Origin of the sequence: Nocardia sienata NBRC 100364 (assembly GCF_001613205.1) — a bacterium.
Classification (GTDB): domain Bacteria; phylum Actinomycetota; class Actinomycetes; order Mycobacteriales; family Mycobacteriaceae; genus Nocardia; species Nocardia sienata.
This window is the reverse complement of record NZ_BDBX01000038.1, coordinates 39,992-58,364: the sequence shown is the minus strand read 5'-3', so window position 1 is coordinate 58,364 and position 18,373 is coordinate 39,992. Positions and strand designations below refer to the sequence as shown.

The following is an 18,373-nucleotide window of genomic DNA, read 5'->3' as shown; positions in this document are numbered from 1 at the left end:
CTCATGGCACAGAACGAGAACATCGCCGCCCTGGCCGCGGCCGGGGTATCGGTGTGGCTGGACGATCTGTCCCGCGACCGGATCAATTCCGGCAACCTGGCCGAACTGATCGCCACCCGCGGGGTCGTCGGAGTCACCACCAACCCGACCATTTTCCAGGGTGCACTCAGCAAGGGTCACGCTTACGACGCACAGGTTCGTGAGCTGGCCGCCCGCGGCGCCGATGTGGACGCCGCGATCCGCACCATCACCACCGACGACGTCCGCGCGGCCTGCGATGTGCTGGCCCCGGTGTTCGAACGGACCGGCGGGGTGGACGGCCGGGTCTCCATCGAGGTGGATCCGCGCATGGCCTTCGACGCCGACAAAACCGTCGCCCAGGCGGTCGAACTGTGGAAGATCGTCGACCGGCCGAATCTGTTCATCAAGATCCCGGCCACCGAGGCGGGCCTGCCCGCCATCACCGCGGTGATCGAGGAGGGCATCAGCGTGAACGTCACGCTGATCTTCTCGGTGCAGCGGTACCGTGCGGTCATGGGCGCCTACCTCGACGGGCTGCGCAAGGCACGGGTCGCCGGGCACGATCTGGGCAAGATCCATTCGGTGGCGTCGTTCTTCGTCTCGCGGGTGGACACCGAGATCGACAAACGCCTCGAGGCGATCGGCACCCCGGAAGCACTGGCCCTGCGCGGTAAGGCCGGGGTGGCCAACGCCCGCCTCGCCTACGCCGAATACGAAGACGTTTTCGCCCCCGGCGGCGGTCACGTCTCCACCTACAACCACTTGGCCTCGGCCGGTGCCAACCGGCAGCGGCCGCTGTGGGCGTCGACCGGTGTGAAGAACCCCGACTACCCGGACACCCTCTACGTGACCGAACTGGTCGCAGCAAACACGGTGAACACGCTGCCGGAGAAGACGCTCGAGGCCGTCGCCGATCACGGCGAGGTCCGCGGCGACACCGTCTCCGGCACGGCCGCCGAGGCCGCCGAGGTCTTCGATCGGCTGCGGGCGGTCGGTATCGATCTCGACGATGTTTTCGCCGTGCTCGAACGCGAGGGCGTGGACAAGTTCGAGAAATCGTGGGAGGAACTGCTGGAGGCCACCGCGGCCGAACTCCGGTCCGCGGACGCAGGAGGTAACTGACCACGATGGCCGGCGCTCCGGAGAGCACACAGACGGCATCCGGCACACCGTGGCGTAACCCGCTGCGGGACCACCGGGACAAGCGGATTCCGCGGATCGCGGGCCCGTGCAGCATGGTGATCTTCGGGGTCACCGGGGATCTGTCCCGGCGCAAACTCATGCCGGCCATCTACGATCTGGCGAACCGGGGGCTGCTGCCCCCGGGTTTCGCGCTGGTCGGGTTCGCCCGCCGGGAGATGTCGGACCCGGACTTCGCCGAGATCGTGCACGACGCCGTGCGCGCCCACGCGCGCACCCCGTTCCGTCAGGAGGTCTGGGACCATCTGGCCGAGGGATTCCGGTTCGTGCAGGGCACCTTCGAAGACGATGCCGCGTTCGGCCGCCTCGCCGACACCCTTGCCCGCCTCGACGACGAGCGCGGCACCGGCGGGAACCACGCCTTCTACCTGTCGATTCCGCCGAACGCCTTTCCGGTGGTGCTGGACCAGCTGCACCGCCACCGCCTGACCAGTTCGGCGGCCGCGCTCGGACGCGCGCCGTGGCGGCGGGTCGTGATCGAGAAGCCGTTCGGGCACGATCTCGACAGCGCGCACGAATTGAACGCCCTGGTGAACCGGGTGTTTCCTGAGGAGACGGTCTTCCGGATCGACCATTATCTCGGCAAGGAGACGGTGCAGAACATCCTGGCGCTGCGTTTCGCCAACCAGCTGTTCGATCCGATCTGGAACGCCAACTACGTCGACCATGTCCAGATCACCATGGCCGAGGACATCGGCCTGGGCGGCCGGGCCGGGTACTACGACGGTATCGGCGCCGCCCGCGACGTGATCCAGAACCATCTGCTGCAGTTGCTCGCGCTCACCGCCATGGAGGAGCCGATCAGCTTCGAACCCCGGCAATTGCAGAACGAGAAGATCAAGGTCCTCTCCGCCACCAAACTCGTGGAACCGCTCGACGAGACCACCGCCCGCGGCCAGTACGCCGCCGGCTGGCAGGGCGGCCAGGAAGTGGTGGGCCTGCTGGACGAGGAAGGTTTCGATCCGCAGTCGCGTACCGAGACCTACGCCGCACTGACCCTCGAGGTCGATACCCGGCGCTGGGCGGGGGTGCCGTTCTATCTGCGCACCGGGAAACGCCTGGGCCGCCGGGTCACCGAGATCGCGGTGGTGTTCAAACGCGCCCCGCATCTGCCCTTCGATCAGACCATGACCGAGGAACTCGGCGAGAACGCGCTGGTCATCCGGGTGCAGCCGGACGAGGGCATCACCATGCGGTTCGGGTCGAAGGTGCCCGGGTCGTCGATGGAAGTACGCGATGTGAACATGGACTTCAGTTACGGCGAGGCGTTCACCGAATCATCCCCGGAGGCCTACGAGCGGCTGATCCTGGATGTGCTGCTCGGCGAGCCCTCCCTGTTCCCGGTCAATGCGGAGGTCGAATTGTCCTGGCGCATCCTGGACCCGGTATTGGCGCACTGGGCCGCCGACGGTAAACCCGAACAGTACGAGGCCGGAACCTGGGGTCCGGATTCCGCCGACGCCATGCTGGCCCGCACCGGCCGGGAATGGCGGCGGCCGTGATCATCGATATCCCCGACACCACCACCGGCGCGGTCACCAAACGCCTGGTCCAGTTGCGCGAGAGCAACGGTGTGATCACCATGGGCCGGGTGCTGACCCTGGTGGTGTGCACACTGGACAGTTCCGAGGCCGAGGAGGCCATCGACGCCGCCAACGACGCCAGCCGCGAACACCCCTGTCGCGTCGTGGTTCTCGCGCGCGGCGACCGGTCGGCACCGACCCGGCTCGACGCGCAGATCCGCGTCGGCGGGGACGCCGGCGCCGCCGAGGTGATCGTGCTGCGGTTGCAGGGGCAGCTGGTGAACCACGAGAACAGTGTGGTGATCCCGTTCCTGCTGCCCGATACCCCGGTGGTGGCGTGGTGGCCGCGGGGCGCTCCGGAGTTCCCGTCCCGGGATTCGGTGGGCCGGTTGGCGACCCGGCGGATCACCGACGCCACCTTCGCACCCGACCCGCAGGCGACCATCAAGAAACGGCGCGGCTCCTACGCGCCCGGCGATTCCGATCTGGCGTGGAGCCGGATCACCTACTGGCGGGCGCTGCTGGCCGCCGCGATGGACGAACCCCCGTTCGAGCCCGTTCAGTCGGTCTCCGTTTCGGGTCTGCGTGACGAACCCGCCCTGGATATGCTGGCGGGCTGGCTGGCCCGGCGACTGGGTTGCCCCGTGTATCGGCAGACCGGGGAGCTGCGGGTGGAGTTGCATCGCAAGTCGGTGTCCATCGCCATCGCGCGCCCGCAGACCGGTGTCACCGCCACCCTGACCCGCACCGGCGACCCGGTGCAGCGGATCGCGCTGGCGCGCCGCGAAACCCGCGACTGCCTGGCGGAGGAACTGCGCCGGCTGGACGCGGATGAGATCTATGCCGAGGCCCTGGCCGGAATCGAAGGGGTTACCTATGACCACTAGCTCCGCAGCCGCCGTCGAAGTCCACGCCGACGGTGACGCCCTGACCACCGCCGCCGCCCGGCTGTTCGTCGAGGTCCTGGTGGCCGCGCAGGCCGAGCGCGGATCGGCGTCGGTGGTGGTGACCGGCGGCGGGACCGGTATCACCCTGCTGGAGAAGGTCCGGGACGATCCGGGCGATCTCGACTGGTCGAAACTCGACGTGTTCTGGGGCGATGAACGTTTCGTGCCCGCCGGGGACCCGGAGCGCAACGAACTCCAGGCCCACCGGGCCCTGCTGGACCACGTCCCGGTGGACCCGGCCCGGATCCACACCGTGGCCACCTCCGACGGCGAATACCCCGACCCCGTCGAGGCCGCCGCCGAATACGCCACCGCCGTGCGCGCCCATCTCGCCGCCCACGGCGCGTTCGACCTGCACCTGCTGGGGATGGGCCCGGACGGGCACATCAATTCACTGTTCCCCGGCCATACCGACGCGCTCGAAGAGGAACACGAATACGCGGTCGCGGTCACCGATTCCCCCAAACCGCCGCCGGTGCGGGTCACGCTGACCTATCCGGCGATCCGCCGCTCCCGTCATGTGGTCCTGGTGGTCTCCGGCTCCGGGAAGGCCGCGCCTGTCGCGGCGGCGGTGAACGGAGCCGACACCCGTGAGATCCCGGCGGCGGGTGCGCGCGGTGCGGAGTCGACTCTCTGGTTGCTGGATGAGGACGCCGCCGCCGGACTACGCTGATCGCGGTTCGACGGTAGCCGGCGGTTGCGTGCGAGCCGCGGAACCGGTGGCTGTGGGGCCGCGTGCCGCGCAACCGGGCGCTGCAGCACCGCCCGGCGCGGCGGAGCGTTTCACGCGACCACGACCATCGCGCAAGCGCCGATGAAGAAAACCTGAACCAGGGTGCGCAGCGGTAGCGGCATCGTCTTGATGCCGAGACCCGCCCGGGCGGCACGCACATTGGCCGGGAACATGATCAGCAGCAGGACCAGCAGTGCCGCGGCGGCGAACCGCGAGGTGGCGGGTACGAGCAGTCCGATCGCGCCGGCCAGTTCGAGGATGCCGGTGAGCGTGACCAGCGCGGGCGCCGCGGGCAACCGCGGCGGGACCATGGCGATCAACCCGTCACGCCGTGGCTGCTGGAAATGCGCGCTCGCGGTGAGCAGGAACATGGCCGCGAGGCCCAGCGCGGTCGCGTGCGGCCAGGAGTCGAGCCATTCCAGATCGAATGCCCGGCCGAGGAGCCGGACGAGCCCGGCGACAACGACAAGAGTGATGAGCGGGGCCATTGAACCTCCCGACGAGCGAATCTTGACAACGAAAAGATAGGTTGGCGCGCCAGAACTTGTCAATGGCAAGATTGTGGGCAAGGATCGCTCTTATGGCGAAAACCGGATACCACCACGGCGATCTGCGGGCCGCGATGCTCGCCGCCGCCGCCGAGCAGATAGCGGCCGACGGTATCGACGCAGTGTCCCTGCGCGCACTGGCCCGCCGGGCGGGCGTATCCCATGCCGCGCCGGCCCATCATTTCGGTGACCGCGCCGGGCTGTTGACCGCGCTGGCAGCCGAGGGATTCGGACTGCTGGCCGCCGAATTGGAAGCCACCTCCGACGCCCGCGCGGCCGCGGTCGCCTATATCCGGTTCGCCCTACGATATCCAGGCCATTTCGACGTCATGTTCCGTCGCCGGTTGCTGCGCACCGAGGACGCGGAACTGGTCGCCGCGCGTGCTCGTTCGAGCGCTGCGTTGCGTTCGAGTGTCGTCGATGGCCGCACCGGTGCGCCAAGTGTCGATCAGCAGGCCGTCCAGCTCGCCGCCTGGTCCCTCGTCCACGGTTTCGCCTCGCTGTGGCGCGAAGGCGCCCTGGAGACCTCACCGCTGGCCTCCTCCACCGATCCGGAGACCGCAGCACAACGCATGCTCGACACCGTCCGATTCGAGTGATCGGCGAGGAATCGAGCACCGCGGGCGACACGAGGACGGCCTTGTCGGATACGCCGCGAGGTCCACCCCATCGCACCTCCTGAACGCCCCGGGCCGGCCCGATCCCGCTGCACGACACGAGGCCGGCTCGCTTCGCCACCAGATCACCACTGTCGCGCTTAGGCTGATCACGGTGAGTATCCAGGATCCCGACCAACGGTTCCGCGCGGAGATCACGGCGCTGCACGCCCCCGCGTCGCCCCTGCCCGAGCAGAACCTGCCTCCCGGGTTCACCGGGCGGGACTTCGTGGAGTTGTTCGAGGCGCAGGTGCTGAGCCGGCAGGCCGATCTCGCCGCGCGGCGGCTGGGGGCGAACGGGCGGGGCTTCTACAGCATCGGTTCGTCGGGGCACGAGGGCAATGTCGCGCTGGCTGCGGCGAGCCGCGTCACCGATCCGGTACTGCCGCATTACCGTTCGGGCGCATTCTTCGTCCATCGCGCCCGCCGGGCCGGAGTGGCAGACCCGGTGCGTGACATCCTGCTCGGCGTGGTGGCCGCGGCGGCCGACCCCATCTCCGGGGGCCGGCACAAAGTGTTCGGTAGCGCGGTGGCGAATATCATCCCGCAGACTTCCACCATCGCCTCGCAACTGCCGCGCGCGGTCGGGCTCGCGTTCGCGCTCGAGCGCGCCGACCGGCTCGGAGTGGCCTGTCCGTGGCCGTCGGATGCGGTAGTGCTCTGCAGTTTCGGAGATGCCTCGGCCAACCATTCGACCGCGACGGGTGCGATCAACGCCGCCGTCCACACCGCCCATCTCGGGGTTCCGCTCCCGGTCCTGTTCGTCTGCGAGGACAACGGGATCGGGATCAGTGTGCCCACCCCGCCCGATTGGATCGAGCACGCCTACGGCCACCGGCCGGGCCTGCGCTGGTTCGCGGCCGACGGCTGCGTTCTGTCCGACGCGGTGGAGCGCGCCGTGGCGGCGGTGGACTGGGTACGCGCGCAGCGCCGCCCGGCATTCCTGCACCTGCGCACGGTGCGACTGTTCGGACACGCCGGCTCCGATGTGGAAAACGCCTATCGTGACCCGGCCGCGATCGAAGCCGGCCTGGCCCGCGATCCGGTCACCGCGACCGCGCGAGACCTGATCACCGCCGGTATCTGTACTCCGCGCGAGCTACTCGACCGCTACGACCGCCTCGCCGAGCAAGTGGTCGCGACCGCATACGAGGTATGCGCCGAACCGAAACTCGCCACCGCGGAAGCGGTATCCGCACCGCTGGCCGCCGACCGTGCGAACCTCGCTCGTGACGACCTCCCGCACCTCGATTCGCGCGCGCAGAAATCCGCCGAATCCTCCCCCGCGCCCCCACCGGCAGCGAAGCCCCGCGCCCGCCGAGACGATCGGCCGCCGGGCCCCGTTCACCGGATCGGCCGAGTCGTCGAAATCGAGGGTGATCTGGCCACGGAGGCCCCGGCCGGGGCGGCCGCCGCACCGGAAGCGCCCGCGCAGACCCTGGCGCAGGCGATCAACCGCACCCTCGCCGACCTGCTCGCCCGCGACCCCCATGTCCTGGTCTTCGGCGAGGATGTCGCCCGCAAAGGTGGCGTCTACGGCGTGACCAGAGGACTGCGCAAACGGTTCGGGCCCCGGCGGGTGTTCGATACCCTGCTCGACGAGCAGAGCATCCTCGGCACGGCACTGGGCGCCGGCCTCGCAGGGTTCGTACCGATTCCGGAAATCCAGTACCTGGCCTACGTGCACAATGCGCTGGACCAATTACGCGGCGAGGCGGCGACCCTGTCCTTCTTCTCGGCCGGCCGTTACCGCAATCCCATGGTGGTGCGTATCGCCGGCTACGCCTACCAGCGCGGTTTCGGCGGGCACTTCCACAACGACAATTCCGTTGCCGCGCTGCGCGATATACCGGGTGTGATCGTCGCGTCACCGGCGCGGCCGGATGACGCCGCGGCTGCGCTGCGCACCTGCGTCGCCGCCGCCCGCGCGGACGGACGGGTCTGTCTCTTCCTGGAACCCATCGCGCTATACCACACCCGCGACCTGTACGAACCCGACGACGGGCAGTGGGCGGCAGCCGGCTCGGAAACTGTCTCTGCGCCGATCGGCCGGGCCCGCGTCTACGGCGCCGGAACCGACCTGACGATCGTCGCCTTCGCCAATACGGTCCCGATGAGCCTGCGCGTGGCCCGCCGCCTCGCGCGGCGCGGCATCGGTGCCCGTGTCCTCGATCTGCGCTGGCTCGCCCCGCTCCCGCACGCCGACCTGATCCAGCACGCCGAGGCGACCGGGCGTGTCCTGGTCGCCGACGAGACCCGGCGCAGCGGCGGGGTCTCCGAATCAGTGTGCGCGACACTGGTGGACGCCGGCTTCACCGGCACGCTGACCCGGGTCACCAGCGCGGACTGTTTCGTACCGCTGGGGCCGGCCGCTGCGACCGTCCTGCTGAGCGAGGCCGATATCGAGGCGGCCGCCGATCGTTCGCTCTCCCCGGGCCGGGCGTGATCCGCCGCCGCGCCGCAGATCAGCGGTCGATACCGAGATTGATCGCAGCGAGGTAGGTGTCGTCCTGCCGCCCGATCGCGAACATCCCGGACTCGTCGAAGACGAAATCGGCGGAGTTCTGGGTGTTGTCCGCCCATCCGGGATGGTCGGTGTAGGGCGCGGTGGCGTACACCGCTTTCTTGGTCTCGTCGTCGAAGTAGAGCTGGGTGGTCAGGACCGTCTTCTTGTCGATGTGCACCTTCACATGGATATGGGTGGTCCGGCCGGTGTACCAGCCCGGGAAGATCGTGGTGAAGTAGGCGATCCCGTCCGCGCCGGTGGGCTGCGCGCCACGCAGATAGGTTCCGTCGTCGGTGGTCGCCGACTCCGCGTCGCCCGTGCTGTAGGAACCGTCCGAAGAACCACCGGAACCGGTGCCCTCCACCTGATCTCCCGGCATTGCGCCGGGCGGCGGTCCACCGGGCGCACCGGCGGGCGGCTCACCCTCGGGCATACCGCCGTCCGGCCGTCCCGGCCGCGGGCCGCCCGCCGGGGGCCGGCCCATCGGCGGACCGCCCGCGGGCGGCAGTCCCGTGGGAGGCGCACCGGCCGGCGGCTCGCCGGCTCCCGTTCCGCTACCGGCGGCCACCGAACTCTGTTCGAAACCGGAATAGACCCCGCCCGCGTCGCAATGCCATAGTTCGACTATCGCGTTCGCCACCGGTGCCGCCGTGCCACCGGCGGAACACTGGGAGACATCCTGTACCCGCAACGCCAATCGAAGCGGTGTCCCCGGCCGGTCCTCCCGGATATCCGCCCGGATGTCGTCCACATCGAACCAGTACGGTCCGACGATCGCCGTCGAGGTGAGCACGCAGGTCGGCGCCGTGCCCAGCAGCCGCTCGAGCTCGCTGCCCCCGGCATTCGGATCCGGCGTGGCAGTGGCACCGGAATCGGTCGCCGCCCGATCGTCACCGCAGGCGGCGGCGAGCAATGCTCCCATACTCAGGGTTCCGCCCAGGGCGAGCGCACGCCGCCGGCTCACCCGGCGGCGGCTCTCCGCTACCGACTCGTTCATCCGCGCAGACTCCTTCGCTTCGACGGTTCGCCCGCGCGCTCGCGGGTCGAACCGTTCACACGCTAGAGCCGGCGCGGCCCGGGAAACTCACACTCGGCTGCGAATCTCCTGCGAATCGGCTGTGTGCGCGCCGGGTTCACCACCCGGCGGGCCACGCGACCCTCGGCCTGCCGGTGTCAGTCGATCGCCGTGAGGTCGTACACGGTGACACCGTCGACCTCGGTGGCGGTGAAGTTTTCCTGCACCCACCCGCCGATCTTCGAGGCCTCCGATTGCGATGCCGATCCCGGTCCGCCACCGTGGCCACCGGCGACGAAGTAGTGGATCGCGCCGTCGGCCACGTACTGCTGGAACTGTTCCAGCGTGGGGGACGGATCGCCGCCGCCGAAACCGCCGATCGACATCACCGGCACATCTGCGGCCAGCTGATAACCCGCGGCATTCATCGAACTCACGGTGGCCGCGGCCCAGGTGTAGGCCCCGGCGTTCTGCTGTAGCAGCGCGGTGACGGCCGCGCTGCTCTGGCGGCCGGCCCCGCCGCCCTGCCCCGGTGTGCCCGCACCGGCACTCTGCTGCCCGTCGGGCCGTCCGCCCGCACCGTCGCCTCCCGCTCCGGCGGACGCGGCACCGGAACCCCCGGATATCGCGCCGGCGTCCCCGGACCCCTCACCCGCGGCCCCCGGCGTGGTGCCCATCTCTCCCCGGGCGGTATCCGCTCCGCCGGGAGCACCGTCCATACCGCCGGGTCCTCTGCCCGGACCTCCGGGTCCGCCGATACCACCCGAGCCGGTACTCGGACCGGCCAGCACGATCGAACCCGTATGCGGCGTGGCCAAGGTGTCGACGGTGTAGGCGACCGGACCGGCCAGCCCGACGAACAGCGCCGTCAGCGCCGCGACCACCGAAACCTTCCGTGCACGGATCAGCACGGCCACCGTGGCGAGCACACCGGCCGCCGGCACCACCCAGCGCAGCCAAGGTAGGAACTCCGCGGACCGGCCCAGGAATACCCACGAGGTCACCGCTGTGAGTGCCACGGTCACCGCGAGGACCGAGCGCACCCACAGCCGGTCGCGTTCCCGCCACATCGCAACCCCGCCCGCACCGGTCACCGCCGCGACCGCCGGGGCCAGTGCCACCGTGTAGTACTGGTGGAAGGTTCCGGTCATGAAGCTGAACACCACACCGGTGACCAGCCCCCACCCACCGAACAGCAGCAGGGTCGCCCGCTGCCGATCGGTGCGCACCGCACGGCCGCGCACCACAGTCGCCGCGACCAGCAGGATCAGTGCCGCCGGGATCAGCCAGCCGATCTGGCCGCCGATCGAGGCACCGAACAGGCGCGCGATCCCGGCATCGCTGCCGAAGCCGCCGCCCGGCCCGCCACCGGCGGAACTCAGCCGGTCGAGCCCGTTGTATCCCAGCGTCAGTTCGATGATCGAATTGTGCTCCGATCCGCCGAAGTACGGCCGCGAATCCGCCGGCCACAGCTGGGCGAGAAGAATCCACCAGCCCGCCGCGGCCACCATCGCCGCGCCCGCCGCACACAGTTGCGCGATCCGGGTGCCCAGCCGCGGCGGTCCGGCGAACAGGTAGACCAGAGCCAATGCAGGTAGCACCAGCATCACCTGCAGCTGTTTGGCCAGGAATCCCGATCCGACGAAGACGCCGCACAGCACCGGCCAGCGCCAGCGTCCGTCCTCGACGGCCCGGGCCATCGCCCAGACCGCCGCGACCATGAGCAGGACCAGCAGCGCATCGGGGTTGTTGAACCGGAACATCAGCGCGGCGACCGGGGTCACCGCCAGCACCAGGCCCGACAGCAGCCCGGCGGCGGGGCCGAACGAGCGCCGCACCGTCGCCCACAGCAACGCCACCGCGGCGACCGCCATCAGCACCTGCGGCGCCAGCATGCTCCAGCTGCCGAATCCGAACAATCGCGCAGACAGCTCCATCGGCCACAGCGCGGCCGGGGTCTTGTCGACGGTGATGGCGTTGGACCAGTCCGAGGAGCCGAAGAAGAACGCTTCCCAGGATTTCGCGCCGGATTGCACGGCCGCCGCGTAGAACGAGTTGGCGAACCCGTTGGCGGTGAGATTGCAGAAATAGGCCGCCGCCGTACCCAGCAGCAGCATCGCGAGGCCGATTTTCTCCCAGGGCATGTTCCGCCGGACGGGCGCCGCCGCCGGGGCGAGGGCCGGACGGCGCGTGATCAATGTGGTCATGGCGCCACCTCCCGCACGGAACGGCCGGCGCCGTCGGAACTGCTCGAAGTCTCGGTCATGCGCTCCACGATCGCCGTCGTTGCTCCTTCCCCCCCTGGGCGCCGGCTGGGAAGAAGCTGGGAGTCCGGTCGGCCCGGACCGGTTTCCCTGCGCCGGAGCGGGGCGATTCGCGGTTGCCAGGAAGTTCGCAGGCCGTTGGCAGCCCACCTCGAGGCGGGTTGCCCAGGATGGCCGTTGCCGGGCGGGGATCGCCCCGGACCGGTGGTCTGAGGGTCAGGCCGCACGCAGAGGAGGAAAATCTCGCAATGGCGAAGGTGATGAAGTCGAAGCTTGCGAAGGCGGCCGTGGTCGGCGGTGTCGGACTCGGGATGATCGGCCTGGGCGCGGGCGCGGCGAGCGCACAGCCGGGCCCGGTCCAGCACGGGAACCAGCCGCAGCAGAACCAGCCGCACCGGGACCAGCACCAGAACAACCCGGGTCCGAATCATCCGAACGGCCACGGCTTCTGGTTCTTCGACCGGTGGGTGCCGCTGCCCTGGTGATCCGATGGGGAACGGCGATCGGACCGATCGCGACGCCGGCCCCGCGGTGCGTTCTGTTGGCACAGAACACACCGCGGGGCCGCGGTCGTCCGGCGGGAGCCACACCGGACAACAGGCGGCCGACCACACCGCCACAGCCGGATTTGTACGAATTCCGCTGTGCCCGAGTGCTTTTTACGGCACCATCTGATCGTGTGATGATCAGACGATTTCATGGAGCCGCCCTGTCGGCGCTGGCCGCCGCGACGTTCGCACCCCTCACCGCCGCCGCGCCCGCGGTCGCGAACGCACCGTTCACCGCACCTCAGGTCACCTTCGCGGGTACCGCACCGGGAACGGTGACCGCGACCCTGCACAACCCGAACGACCGGGGGCAGTGCTGGGCGGAGGCCGGCGTCGGCCCGGAGAACAACCACGTCTTCTTCGGAGAGGCGAAGCCGGAATCACTGGCCGGCCCCGGCCGGACCGTCGAAACCTCGCTGACGGGTCTGGAATCGGGCACCACCATCAACGCCCGCGGCGGCTGCGCGGATACCGGCCCCGCCGGCGGATACGAGCTGGGCGAATTCGTCACGGTCGTCGTCCCCTAGCCGGATACGGCCCGCGGTGTGGTCCCGCGGGCCGCCCGCGCCGTGACCGGCCGTCCTACCCGGCGGTCGGTTCGAGCGGTAACCCCCGCGCCGGCATCGCGGTACGAACCGATCAGGGCCGGCCCGCTCCCGGCGCGGGCGCGGGAAAGGCCACCACCCGGCCGGTGGGTCCGGACGTCCGGGCGCCGTACTCCTGGCCGACCACGAAGAGCCGCGGACTGCCGGGGTCGCGGTCGAGGACACAGGCGAAAGCACCGCGGTCGAACTCGACGGTGCCGAGGACCGCGCCGCCTTCGGCCACTCGGACGCAGTGCCGGTTACCCACATCGGCATACCAGGCCGCACCTTCGGTATCGAGGCAGATACCGTCGGGATGGTCGCCGGGTGTGGCCGCCCAGATCCGGCGACCGGCGAGATCACCCGAGGCCGTGATGTCGTAGGCGGTGAGTCGCTCGGCATAGGATTCGGCGACGATCAGGGTGGCGCCGTCCGCGGTGATCGCCATACCGTTGGGGAACGCGAGATCGTCGGCGACCCGGCGCACCGTGCCGTCCGCAGTCACCAGCACGATGAAACCGGGCGCGAAATCCCCGCCCGGGAAGTCGAATCCGATGCTGTTGACGTAGGCGTTTCCCTGGGCGTCGACGACGATATCGTTCCACGGTGTATCCGTTTCACCGGAGAGATCGGCATGGGTCACCAGGCCGGCGCCGGGTTCACGGCGCAGCAGGCGCCGCCGAACCGAATCGACGATCAGCAGCCGCCCGTCGGGCAGGAAGTCGATACACATCGGGAACGAGGGCACCGAGGCCATCACTTCGCCACGTCCCGGGCCGTCGACCGAGATCACCTGATTCGCGCCCCAGTCGGAGAGCCACAGCCTGCCCTCGTGCCAGCGCGGCGATTCACCGAACACGATTCCCTCGAGGACTACCTCTGGTGCCTCCACGTGATACTCCCTTCGTTCGCCGGTGGTGATACAGACCTGGCGACTGCCCGGAATTCATCGCTCGGCGAGACCGTGGCGTACGGCGGCGGGTTTGCGATCAGCCGACTCCGTGCGCGGCGAGGGCGTCGAGCAGGGCGCGCGGCCGCTGATCGGTCGGTAGTGGATCGACGAGTTCGACCATGCAGCCGATCTCGGCGGCGGCGCCGTCGGCTTCGGCACTGTCCCCGATCATCAATGTCTCGTCCGGCGATACCCCGATGCGTTCGCAGGCCAGCGCGAACAGCCGAGGATCGGGTTTCACCGCTCCTTCGCGATAGGAGAGCACGAATTCGCGCACGTGATCGGCCGTTCCGGCGCGCTCGAACACCGGCCGGATATCCCAGGCGATATTGCTGAGAACCGCGACCGGCAACTCGAGGCCCGCCGCCACCTTCAATGCGGCCGCCGTATCCGGGTACGGAACCCAAGCGTCGGCCGATACCAGCTGGTCATAGAGGTGGCCCGGGTTACCGACTCCCGAACCCTCCAGCACGGCCGTATACAGTTCGCGGTGCAGTGGCGGGTCGAGATCCCGGCGGTTCCACTTGTCGTGGAAACGTTCGGGGAGCCCCTCGGGTCGTCCGGCCGGAGCGGTCATCCGGCGCACGATCTCTGCCTGGCGCGCACCCGCGAGAGGTTCTCCGCGACGATCGGTCAATCCGTCGAGAATCGGTTCGAATCGGAATAGTGTGCCGGAGAAATCGAAGAGTACGCCGCGGATGGTCATGCGGGTCAGGTTACGGATGGCCGCGAGCGGCCGGGCACGGGCCGCAGTCGCGACAGGGTTCCCGGGGTCAGCCGCTGCGCAAGTGTCTCCAACGTGGTGACCACCCCGGCCACTTCCTCGGGATCGTCGGTACCGAGCGCCGCCGCGAGCGCGGTATCGATCGTGGTCGCACGGACCGTATCGACCCGATCGGAGGCATCGGGGGCCTGGCGGATCAGGACGCGACGCCGGTCGGCCGGATCGGGTTCGCTCACGATCGCGCCCGCCTCCCGTAGGCGCGCAACACATCCGGAGACCTGGCTCTGCGGCAGACCCGTGCGCGCGGCGATCTCGCCCACCGCGCTGCCGGGGTGCTCGACGATATCGCTGGCCACGATCAGCACCGACCGCACACTCGTCGAGTATCGCGGCAGCCCCTCGGTCGGCATCGCCTCCTCGCCGATCTTCATCAGCGTGCGCCCGAGCAGAAAGAGTTCGACTCCGTTCACCCCGGGCACGCTACCCCAAACGCATCACTCCAAATACATCTTTCTTGATGTATCTAAAAAGATGGAATAAGGTGCTCGATATGAGCGACTTCAGAACCGGCCGCCTCCCGGTCCCCGGCGCGACCCTGTACTACGAGATCCGCGGCAACGGCCCGCTGCTCCTGTTGCTACAGGGCGGCGACGGCAATACCGCCCGTGGCGCCGACCTGGCCGGAAGACTCGCCACCGACTACACCGTGGTCATCCCCGACCGCCGCGGCCTGTCCCGCAGCGTGCTCGACGACCCGGCCCTCCCCGTGACGGTGGCCACCCACGCCGACGACGCGCACCGCCTCCTGGCAGACCTCACCGACGGGCCGGCCCGGATATTCGGCTCCAGCTACGGCGCGCTCATCGCGCTCACCCTGGCCGCCGACCACCCGGAACAGGTCCGCACGCTCATCGCCCACGACCCCGCCACGATCGGCCTACTGCCGACCGCGGCCCGCAACCGTGCCGACCACGACCTCGCCGCACTCGACGAGGTCTACCGTCGCGACGGCACACGGCCGGCGCTGCGGAAACTCGCCGAACTGGTCCATGCCGATTTCTCCGATCGCGAGCCCGGCGTCGCGCCACCGGCACCGCGTGGCCCCGGAGATCTGAACGACCTGGACTTCTTCCTGTCCCGGGACCTGCCGGAGATCCGCTCGTCGACGCTGGATGCCGCGCATATCGCCGCACTCGTCAGGTCCCCGGTCCACATCGTGCCCGCCGCCGGGCACGGCTCCCGGGAGATCTGGAACTACGATTGCGCCCGGGCCCTCGCCGCCCTACTGGACAGCACGGTCACCGAATTCCCGGGCGGCCACAGCCTTTCCACCCATCCGGCCGCATTCGCCGCCCGGCTGCGCGAAGTCCTGCACGAGGCCGATTGCCCGGCGGCCGCGACAGCCACACACAACACCTGACCGCCGATCTCCGGCCACGGCACAGCGTGGGGCAGTTCCGGCCTATCCGGCAAATTCGCACAGCCCCAGTGCCGTACTGCGCAGGGCGCCGAGCCCGATCGCGTCACCGTCGGCTCCGGTGGCACGCAGCGGAGCGATATCGGGGATCCCCGCCGCACCGGCCTTGTCGTTGAGCGCATAGCTCTTCCCGTCCGGGGCGATGAACACCACCTGCACACCGGGCCGGCACTCCAGTTCACCGCGGTCGACGGTCAGCGGCCACAGATACCCGAAGTTCTCACTCGCCACCGCCTGCCGCGCCGATGTCGGCGCGGGCAACGGCACCGGGCTCGGATGTTCGGGATCCGTGGGTCCCGAGCCACCGCCGCACGCGGACGCCGACAAGGCGGCGCACACTGCACCCGTCACGAAACAGGCGGAAAGTCTGGACAACACGTCGAATACCCCCGAACTCGATCCGCGGGGAAGACCCCGCGCACCGAAATTACCTCGGCGGACGCTCCGGCGGCTACTTCCCGGGGGTGAGCTCTCCGAGCGCGCCCAGCAGGAAACCGTTCACAGCGTCGGTCGCCTCCAATTGCACCAGATGGCCGGCGCCCGGCACCGATTGCACGGCACGCAGATCCGGAAGCAGCGCACGCATCGTGGCGAGCGGGTCGCGGCCGCTGAACCCTTCCATATCGGGGTCGTTCTCGCCGTAGAGGAAGTACACCGGGACCGTGGGTACCGACTCGGCATACTCGGCCGTCAGTTCCCAGTTGCGATCGATGGCCCGGTACCAGTTCAAGCCGCCGGTGAACCCGGTGCGTTCGAAATCTCCGGCCACGGTGTCGAATTCGTCCTTCGAAAGCCACGACCAGGGCAGTTCCGGCGCCGCGGGCAGCGCATCGATATAGCGGGTTCCCGGCGGGTTCTTCCACACGTCGAGATAGTGGAAGTCTCCGCTCAGCGCGAAGTAGACCCGGGAAAGGAATTCGCGTGGCCGTTCGGCCAGATGCGCGTCGGCCACACCCGGTTCCTGGAAATACTGCAGATGCAGAAAATGCCGCTCGGCCATCTTCCCCCAGTAATACCCGGGCGGTTTCGGAGCGCGCGGGGCGAAAGGGTTGTTCAGGATCACCAGTCCACGCACCCGGTCCGGTGCGCGCAGCGCGAGTTCCCACAGCAGAGCCGCGCCGAAATCGACGCCCACGAAAACCGCCTGGTCGGCATCGATATCGTCGAGCAACGCGAGCAGGTCACCGACCACGGCCTCGTTGGTGTAGTCCTCGATCGACTCCGGCGCTCCGGTTCGGCCCGCGCCGCGCAGATCGGGCGCCAGGGCCCGGTACCCGGCCGCACCGGCCGCGGCGAGCTGGCGATGCCAGACATACCAGGTGTGCGGGAACCCGTGGCAGAAGATCACCGGGTGGCCCCGGCCCTGTTCGGCTACGTGCATCCGCACGCCGCCGGTGTCGACGAACCGGTGTGTGGGACCCACCGCACCTCCCGAATACTAGAACGCGTTACAGTTTCACGGTAACGTCCCGGGACTGTGAGCGGAACACCACACCCCCTGCAGAACCGGATAGCGGTCGTCACCGGCGCCAGCCGCGGGATCGGCAAAGGTATCGCCCTGGAACTGGGCGCCGCCGGCGCGACCGTCTACGTGACCGGACGATCGGACCGGCCGGGCGCCCTCCCGGGCACCGTGGGCGAAACGGCCGCGCGGATAGACGAACTCGGCGGCACCGGTGTGCCCGTGGTGTGCGATCACCGCGACGACGAGGCGACCGCCGCGCTCTTCGAGCGGATCGGCAACGACCACAACCGGCTCGACATCCTGGTGAACAACGTCTACAACTCCCCCGCCGCCGCCCGCTGGCTCGGCCGCAGATTCTGGGAGGTGCCGCCCGCGGCGTGGGACGAGACCTTCGAGGTGGGCGTGCGCTCGCACTACGCGGCCGCCGTCTACGCCGCACCGCTGTTGCTGAAGGGCGACGGCCTCATCGTCAATGTGTCCTCGCCGGGATCCCGGCGGTATATGCACAATGCGGTGTACGGGATCGCCAAGACCGCACTCGACCGGATGACCGCCGATTTCGCGCACGATCTCGCCGGCACCGAGGTGACCGTTGTCTCGATCTGGCCGGGCATCGTCGACACCGAACTACTGCAGATGGTGCCCGCCGACGCGGACGGCAATCGGGTGGTCACACTTCCCGGAGAGGGCAGTTTCGACCTGAACCAGGCGGAAAGCCCACGGTTCGCGGGCCGTGCGGTGGTGGCCCTGGCCACCGACCCCGAACGCGGGAAACGATCCGGACAGGCCTACAAGGTCGCCGAACTGGCCGGCGACTACGGATTCACCGATGTGGACGGAAGAATTCCGCGCCACGACTGACCGGACGGTCAGGCGAATTTGATCTCCAGCCCGATCCCGAGAATGGCGATGAACCACACCATGCCGGTGAAAATGGTGATGCGGTTGAGGTTCTTCTCGGCAACGGTCGACCCGGACAGACTCGACTGCATGCCACCACCGAACAGGCTGGACAGACCTCCGCCCTTGGCGCGGTGCAGCAGCACCAGCAGCACCAGCAGCAGGCTGGTGACGATCAGGAGGATATCCAGGAACATCCGCATGCCGGACAGTCTAGAGGGTCCGGCGGGGGGAATCCCATTCGCCGTCCGAGCACGACCACAGCGCCCGCAGGGCCCGGGAAGCGCACGGTCGCAGCCCCCACGAAACA

19 protein-coding genes are annotated in these 18,373 nt (G+C 69.2%); 10 read left to right on the top strand and 9 right to left on the bottom strand.

The features are described from left to right. Positions 1-3 precede the first annotated feature (3 nt). From tal to pgl, 4 genes are read left to right on the top strand one after another with little or no spacing between them, the layout of a single operon-like run. Positions 4-1,143, top strand: a complete 1,140-nt coding sequence (gene tal, locus NS4_RS20590) for a transaldolase (RefSeq protein WP_063061157.1) — start codon at positions 4-6, stop codon at positions 1,141-1,143. 5 nt (positions 1,144-1,148) lie between these two features. Then, positions 1,149-2,723 carry a glucose-6-phosphate dehydrogenase gene (zwf, locus tag NS4_RS20585; RefSeq protein ID WP_063061156.1) on the top strand — a complete coding sequence of 525 codons (1,575 nt, stop codon included), beginning with the start codon at positions 1,149-1,151 and terminating at the stop codon, positions 2,721-2,723. Next, positions 2,720-3,631 carry a glucose-6-phosphate dehydrogenase assembly protein OpcA gene (gene opcA, locus NS4_RS20580; RefSeq protein ID WP_174552118.1) on the top strand — a complete coding sequence of 304 codons (912 nt, stop codon included), beginning with the start codon at positions 2,720-2,722 and terminating at the stop codon, positions 3,629-3,631. Before zwf ends, opcA begins: the two co-directional genes overlap by 4 nt. Beyond that, the gene (gene pgl / locus NS4_RS20575; protein ID WP_063061154.1) at positions 3,621-4,364 is read left to right on the top strand and encodes a 6-phosphogluconolactonase; all 744 of its coding nucleotides are present in this window, start codon (positions 3,621-3,623) and stop codon (positions 4,362-4,364) included. Before opcA ends, pgl begins: the two co-directional genes overlap by 11 nt. Before the next feature lie 110 nt (positions 4,365-4,474). Here the strand turns inward: pgl and NS4_RS20570 are convergent, their stop codons facing one another. Continuing rightward, positions 4,475-4,912 (bottom strand): DoxX family protein, encoded by a 438-nt coding sequence (locus tag NS4_RS20570; protein WP_063061153.1) that lies wholly within the window; start codon positions 4,910-4,912, stop codon positions 4,475-4,477. 92 nt (positions 4,913-5,004) lie between these two features. On the opposite strand from NS4_RS20570, the gene NS4_RS20565 reads away from it, so the two are divergent. Together NS4_RS20565 and NS4_RS20560 are read left to right on the top strand one after the other, a co-directional pair. Further along, on the top strand, positions 5,005-5,571 hold the full coding sequence (locus NS4_RS20565; protein ID WP_063061152.1) for a TetR/AcrR family transcriptional regulator: 567 nt from the start codon (positions 5,005-5,007) through the stop codon (positions 5,569-5,571). 172 nt (positions 5,572-5,743) lie between these two features. Then, the gene (locus NS4_RS20560) at positions 5,744-8,074 is read left to right on the top strand and encodes a transketolase C-terminal domain-containing protein (RefSeq protein WP_063061151.1); all 2,331 of its coding nucleotides are present in this window, start codon (positions 5,744-5,746) and stop codon (positions 8,072-8,074) included. Positions 8,075-8,093: 19 nt separating this feature from the next. On the opposite strand, the gene NS4_RS20555 is transcribed toward NS4_RS20560, so the two are convergent. Both NS4_RS20555 and NS4_RS20550 read right to left on the bottom strand, forming a co-directional pair. After that, on the bottom strand, positions 8,094-9,131 hold the full coding sequence (locus tag NS4_RS20555; RefSeq protein ID WP_063061150.1) for a peptidase associated/transthyretin-like domain-containing protein: 1,038 nt from the start codon (positions 9,129-9,131) through the stop codon (positions 8,094-8,096). A 176-nt stretch (positions 9,132-9,307) separates the two neighbouring features. Continuing rightward, positions 9,308-11,356, bottom strand: coding sequence for a glycosyltransferase family 39 protein (locus NS4_RS20550; protein WP_063061149.1), 2,049 nt, complete (start codon positions 11,354-11,356; stop codon positions 9,308-9,310). Positions 11,357-11,673: 317 nt separating this feature from the next. On the opposite strand from NS4_RS20550, the gene NS4_RS20545 reads away from it, so the two are divergent. Then, entirely contained in the window at positions 11,674-11,898 is a 225-nt protein-coding gene (locus tag NS4_RS20545; protein WP_157106146.1) for a hypothetical protein, read from the top strand. A 197-nt stretch (positions 11,899-12,095) separates the two neighbouring features. Then, positions 12,096-12,488: a hypothetical protein gene (locus NS4_RS20540; RefSeq protein ID WP_063061147.1), complete on the top strand. Its 393-nt coding sequence runs from the start codon at positions 12,096-12,098 to the stop codon at positions 12,486-12,488. A gap of 112 nt (positions 12,489-12,600) precedes the next feature. On the opposite strand, the gene NS4_RS20535 is transcribed toward NS4_RS20540, so the two are convergent. From NS4_RS20535 to NS4_RS20525, 3 genes are all read right to left on the bottom strand, one after another. Next, positions 12,601-13,437 (bottom strand): SMP-30/gluconolactonase/LRE family protein, encoded by an 837-nt coding sequence (locus tag NS4_RS20535; RefSeq protein ID WP_063061146.1) that lies wholly within the window; start codon positions 13,435-13,437, stop codon positions 12,601-12,603. Between the two features lie 97 nt (positions 13,438-13,534). Further along, complete coding sequence (locus NS4_RS20530; RefSeq protein WP_063061145.1) at positions 13,535-14,203, bottom strand: HAD family hydrolase; 669 nt, start codon at positions 14,201-14,203, stop codon at positions 13,535-13,537. A 5-nt stretch (positions 14,204-14,208) separates the two neighbouring features. After that, complete coding sequence (locus tag NS4_RS20525) at positions 14,209-14,691, bottom strand: MarR family winged helix-turn-helix transcriptional regulator (RefSeq protein WP_218020377.1); 483 nt, start codon at positions 14,689-14,691, stop codon at positions 14,209-14,211. 80 nt (positions 14,692-14,771) lie between these two features. On the opposite strand from NS4_RS20525, the gene NS4_RS20520 reads away from it, so the two are divergent. Further along, the gene (locus tag NS4_RS20520; RefSeq protein WP_063061144.1) at positions 14,772-15,641 is read left to right on the top strand and encodes an alpha/beta fold hydrolase; all 870 of its coding nucleotides are present in this window, start codon (positions 14,772-14,774) and stop codon (positions 15,639-15,641) included. Between the two features lie 42 nt (positions 15,642-15,683). Here the strand turns inward: NS4_RS20520 and NS4_RS20515 are convergent, their stop codons facing one another. Together NS4_RS20515 and NS4_RS20510 are read right to left on the bottom strand one after the other, a co-directional pair. Further along, positions 15,684-16,049 carry a DUF2511 domain-containing protein gene (locus NS4_RS20515; protein ID WP_063061143.1) on the bottom strand — a complete coding sequence of 122 codons (366 nt, stop codon included), beginning with the start codon at positions 16,047-16,049 and terminating at the stop codon, positions 15,684-15,686. Between the two features lie 100 nt (positions 16,050-16,149). Next, positions 16,150-17,079, bottom strand: a complete 930-nt coding sequence (locus tag NS4_RS20510) for an alpha/beta fold hydrolase (protein WP_063061232.1) — start codon at positions 17,077-17,079, stop codon at positions 16,150-16,152. A gap of 96 nt (positions 17,080-17,175) precedes the next feature. On the opposite strand from NS4_RS20510, the gene NS4_RS20505 reads away from it, so the two are divergent. Further along, positions 17,176-18,024 carry an SDR family NAD(P)-dependent oxidoreductase gene (locus NS4_RS20505; protein WP_063061142.1) on the top strand — a complete coding sequence of 283 codons (849 nt, stop codon included), beginning with the start codon at positions 17,176-17,178 and terminating at the stop codon, positions 18,022-18,024. A gap of 8 nt (positions 18,025-18,032) precedes the next feature. Here NS4_RS20505 and secG read toward each other — a convergent pair whose 3' ends face one another. Beyond that, positions 18,033-18,266 (bottom strand): preprotein translocase subunit SecG, encoded by a 234-nt coding sequence (gene secG / locus NS4_RS20500; protein ID WP_030521441.1) that lies wholly within the window; start codon positions 18,264-18,266, stop codon positions 18,033-18,035. Positions 18,267-18,373: the final 107 nt, after the last annotated feature.

Coding starts and splice junctions, on each gene's coding strand:
- NS4_RS20555 (WP_063061150.1), bottom strand. CDS start 9,131: ATGAACGAGTCGGTAGCGGAGAGCCGCCGCCGGGTGAGCCGGCGGCGT.
- zwf (WP_063061156.1), top strand. CDS start 1,149: ATGGCCGGCGCTCCGGAGAGCACACAGACGGCATCCGGCACACCGTGG.
- pgl (WP_063061154.1), top strand. CDS start 3,621: ATGACCACTAGCTCCGCAGCCGCCGTCGAAGTCCACGCCGACGGTGAC.
- NS4_RS20540 (WP_063061147.1), top strand. CDS start 12,096: ATGATCAGACGATTTCATGGAGCCGCCCTGTCGGCGCTGGCCGCCGCG.
- NS4_RS20510 (WP_063061232.1), bottom strand. CDS start 17,079: ATGCACGTAGCCGAACAGGGCCGGGGCCACCCGGTGATCTTCTGCCAC.
- NS4_RS20570 (WP_063061153.1), bottom strand. CDS start 4,912: ATGGCCCCGCTCATCACTCTTGTCGTTGTCGCCGGGCTCGTCCGGCTC.
- NS4_RS20565 (WP_063061152.1), top strand. CDS start 5,005: ATGGCGAAAACCGGATACCACCACGGCGATCTGCGGGCCGCGATGCTC.
- tal (WP_063061157.1), top strand. CDS start 4: ATGGCACAGAACGAGAACATCGCCGCCCTGGCCGCGGCCGGGGTATCG.
- NS4_RS20530 (WP_063061145.1), bottom strand. CDS start 14,203: ATGACCATCCGCGGCGTACTCTTCGATTTCTCCGGCACACTATTCCGA.
- NS4_RS20545 (WP_157106146.1), top strand. CDS start 11,674: ATGAAGTCGAAGCTTGCGAAGGCGGCCGTGGTCGGCGGTGTCGGACTC.
- NS4_RS20520 (WP_063061144.1), top strand. CDS start 14,772: ATGAGCGACTTCAGAACCGGCCGCCTCCCGGTCCCCGGCGCGACCCTG.
- secG (WP_030521441.1), bottom strand. CDS start 18,266: ATGCGGATGTTCCTGGATATCCTCCTGATCGTCACCAGCCTGCTGCTG.
- NS4_RS20550 (WP_063061149.1), bottom strand. CDS start 11,356: ATGACCACATTGATCACGCGCCGTCCGGCCCTCGCCCCGGCGGCGGCG.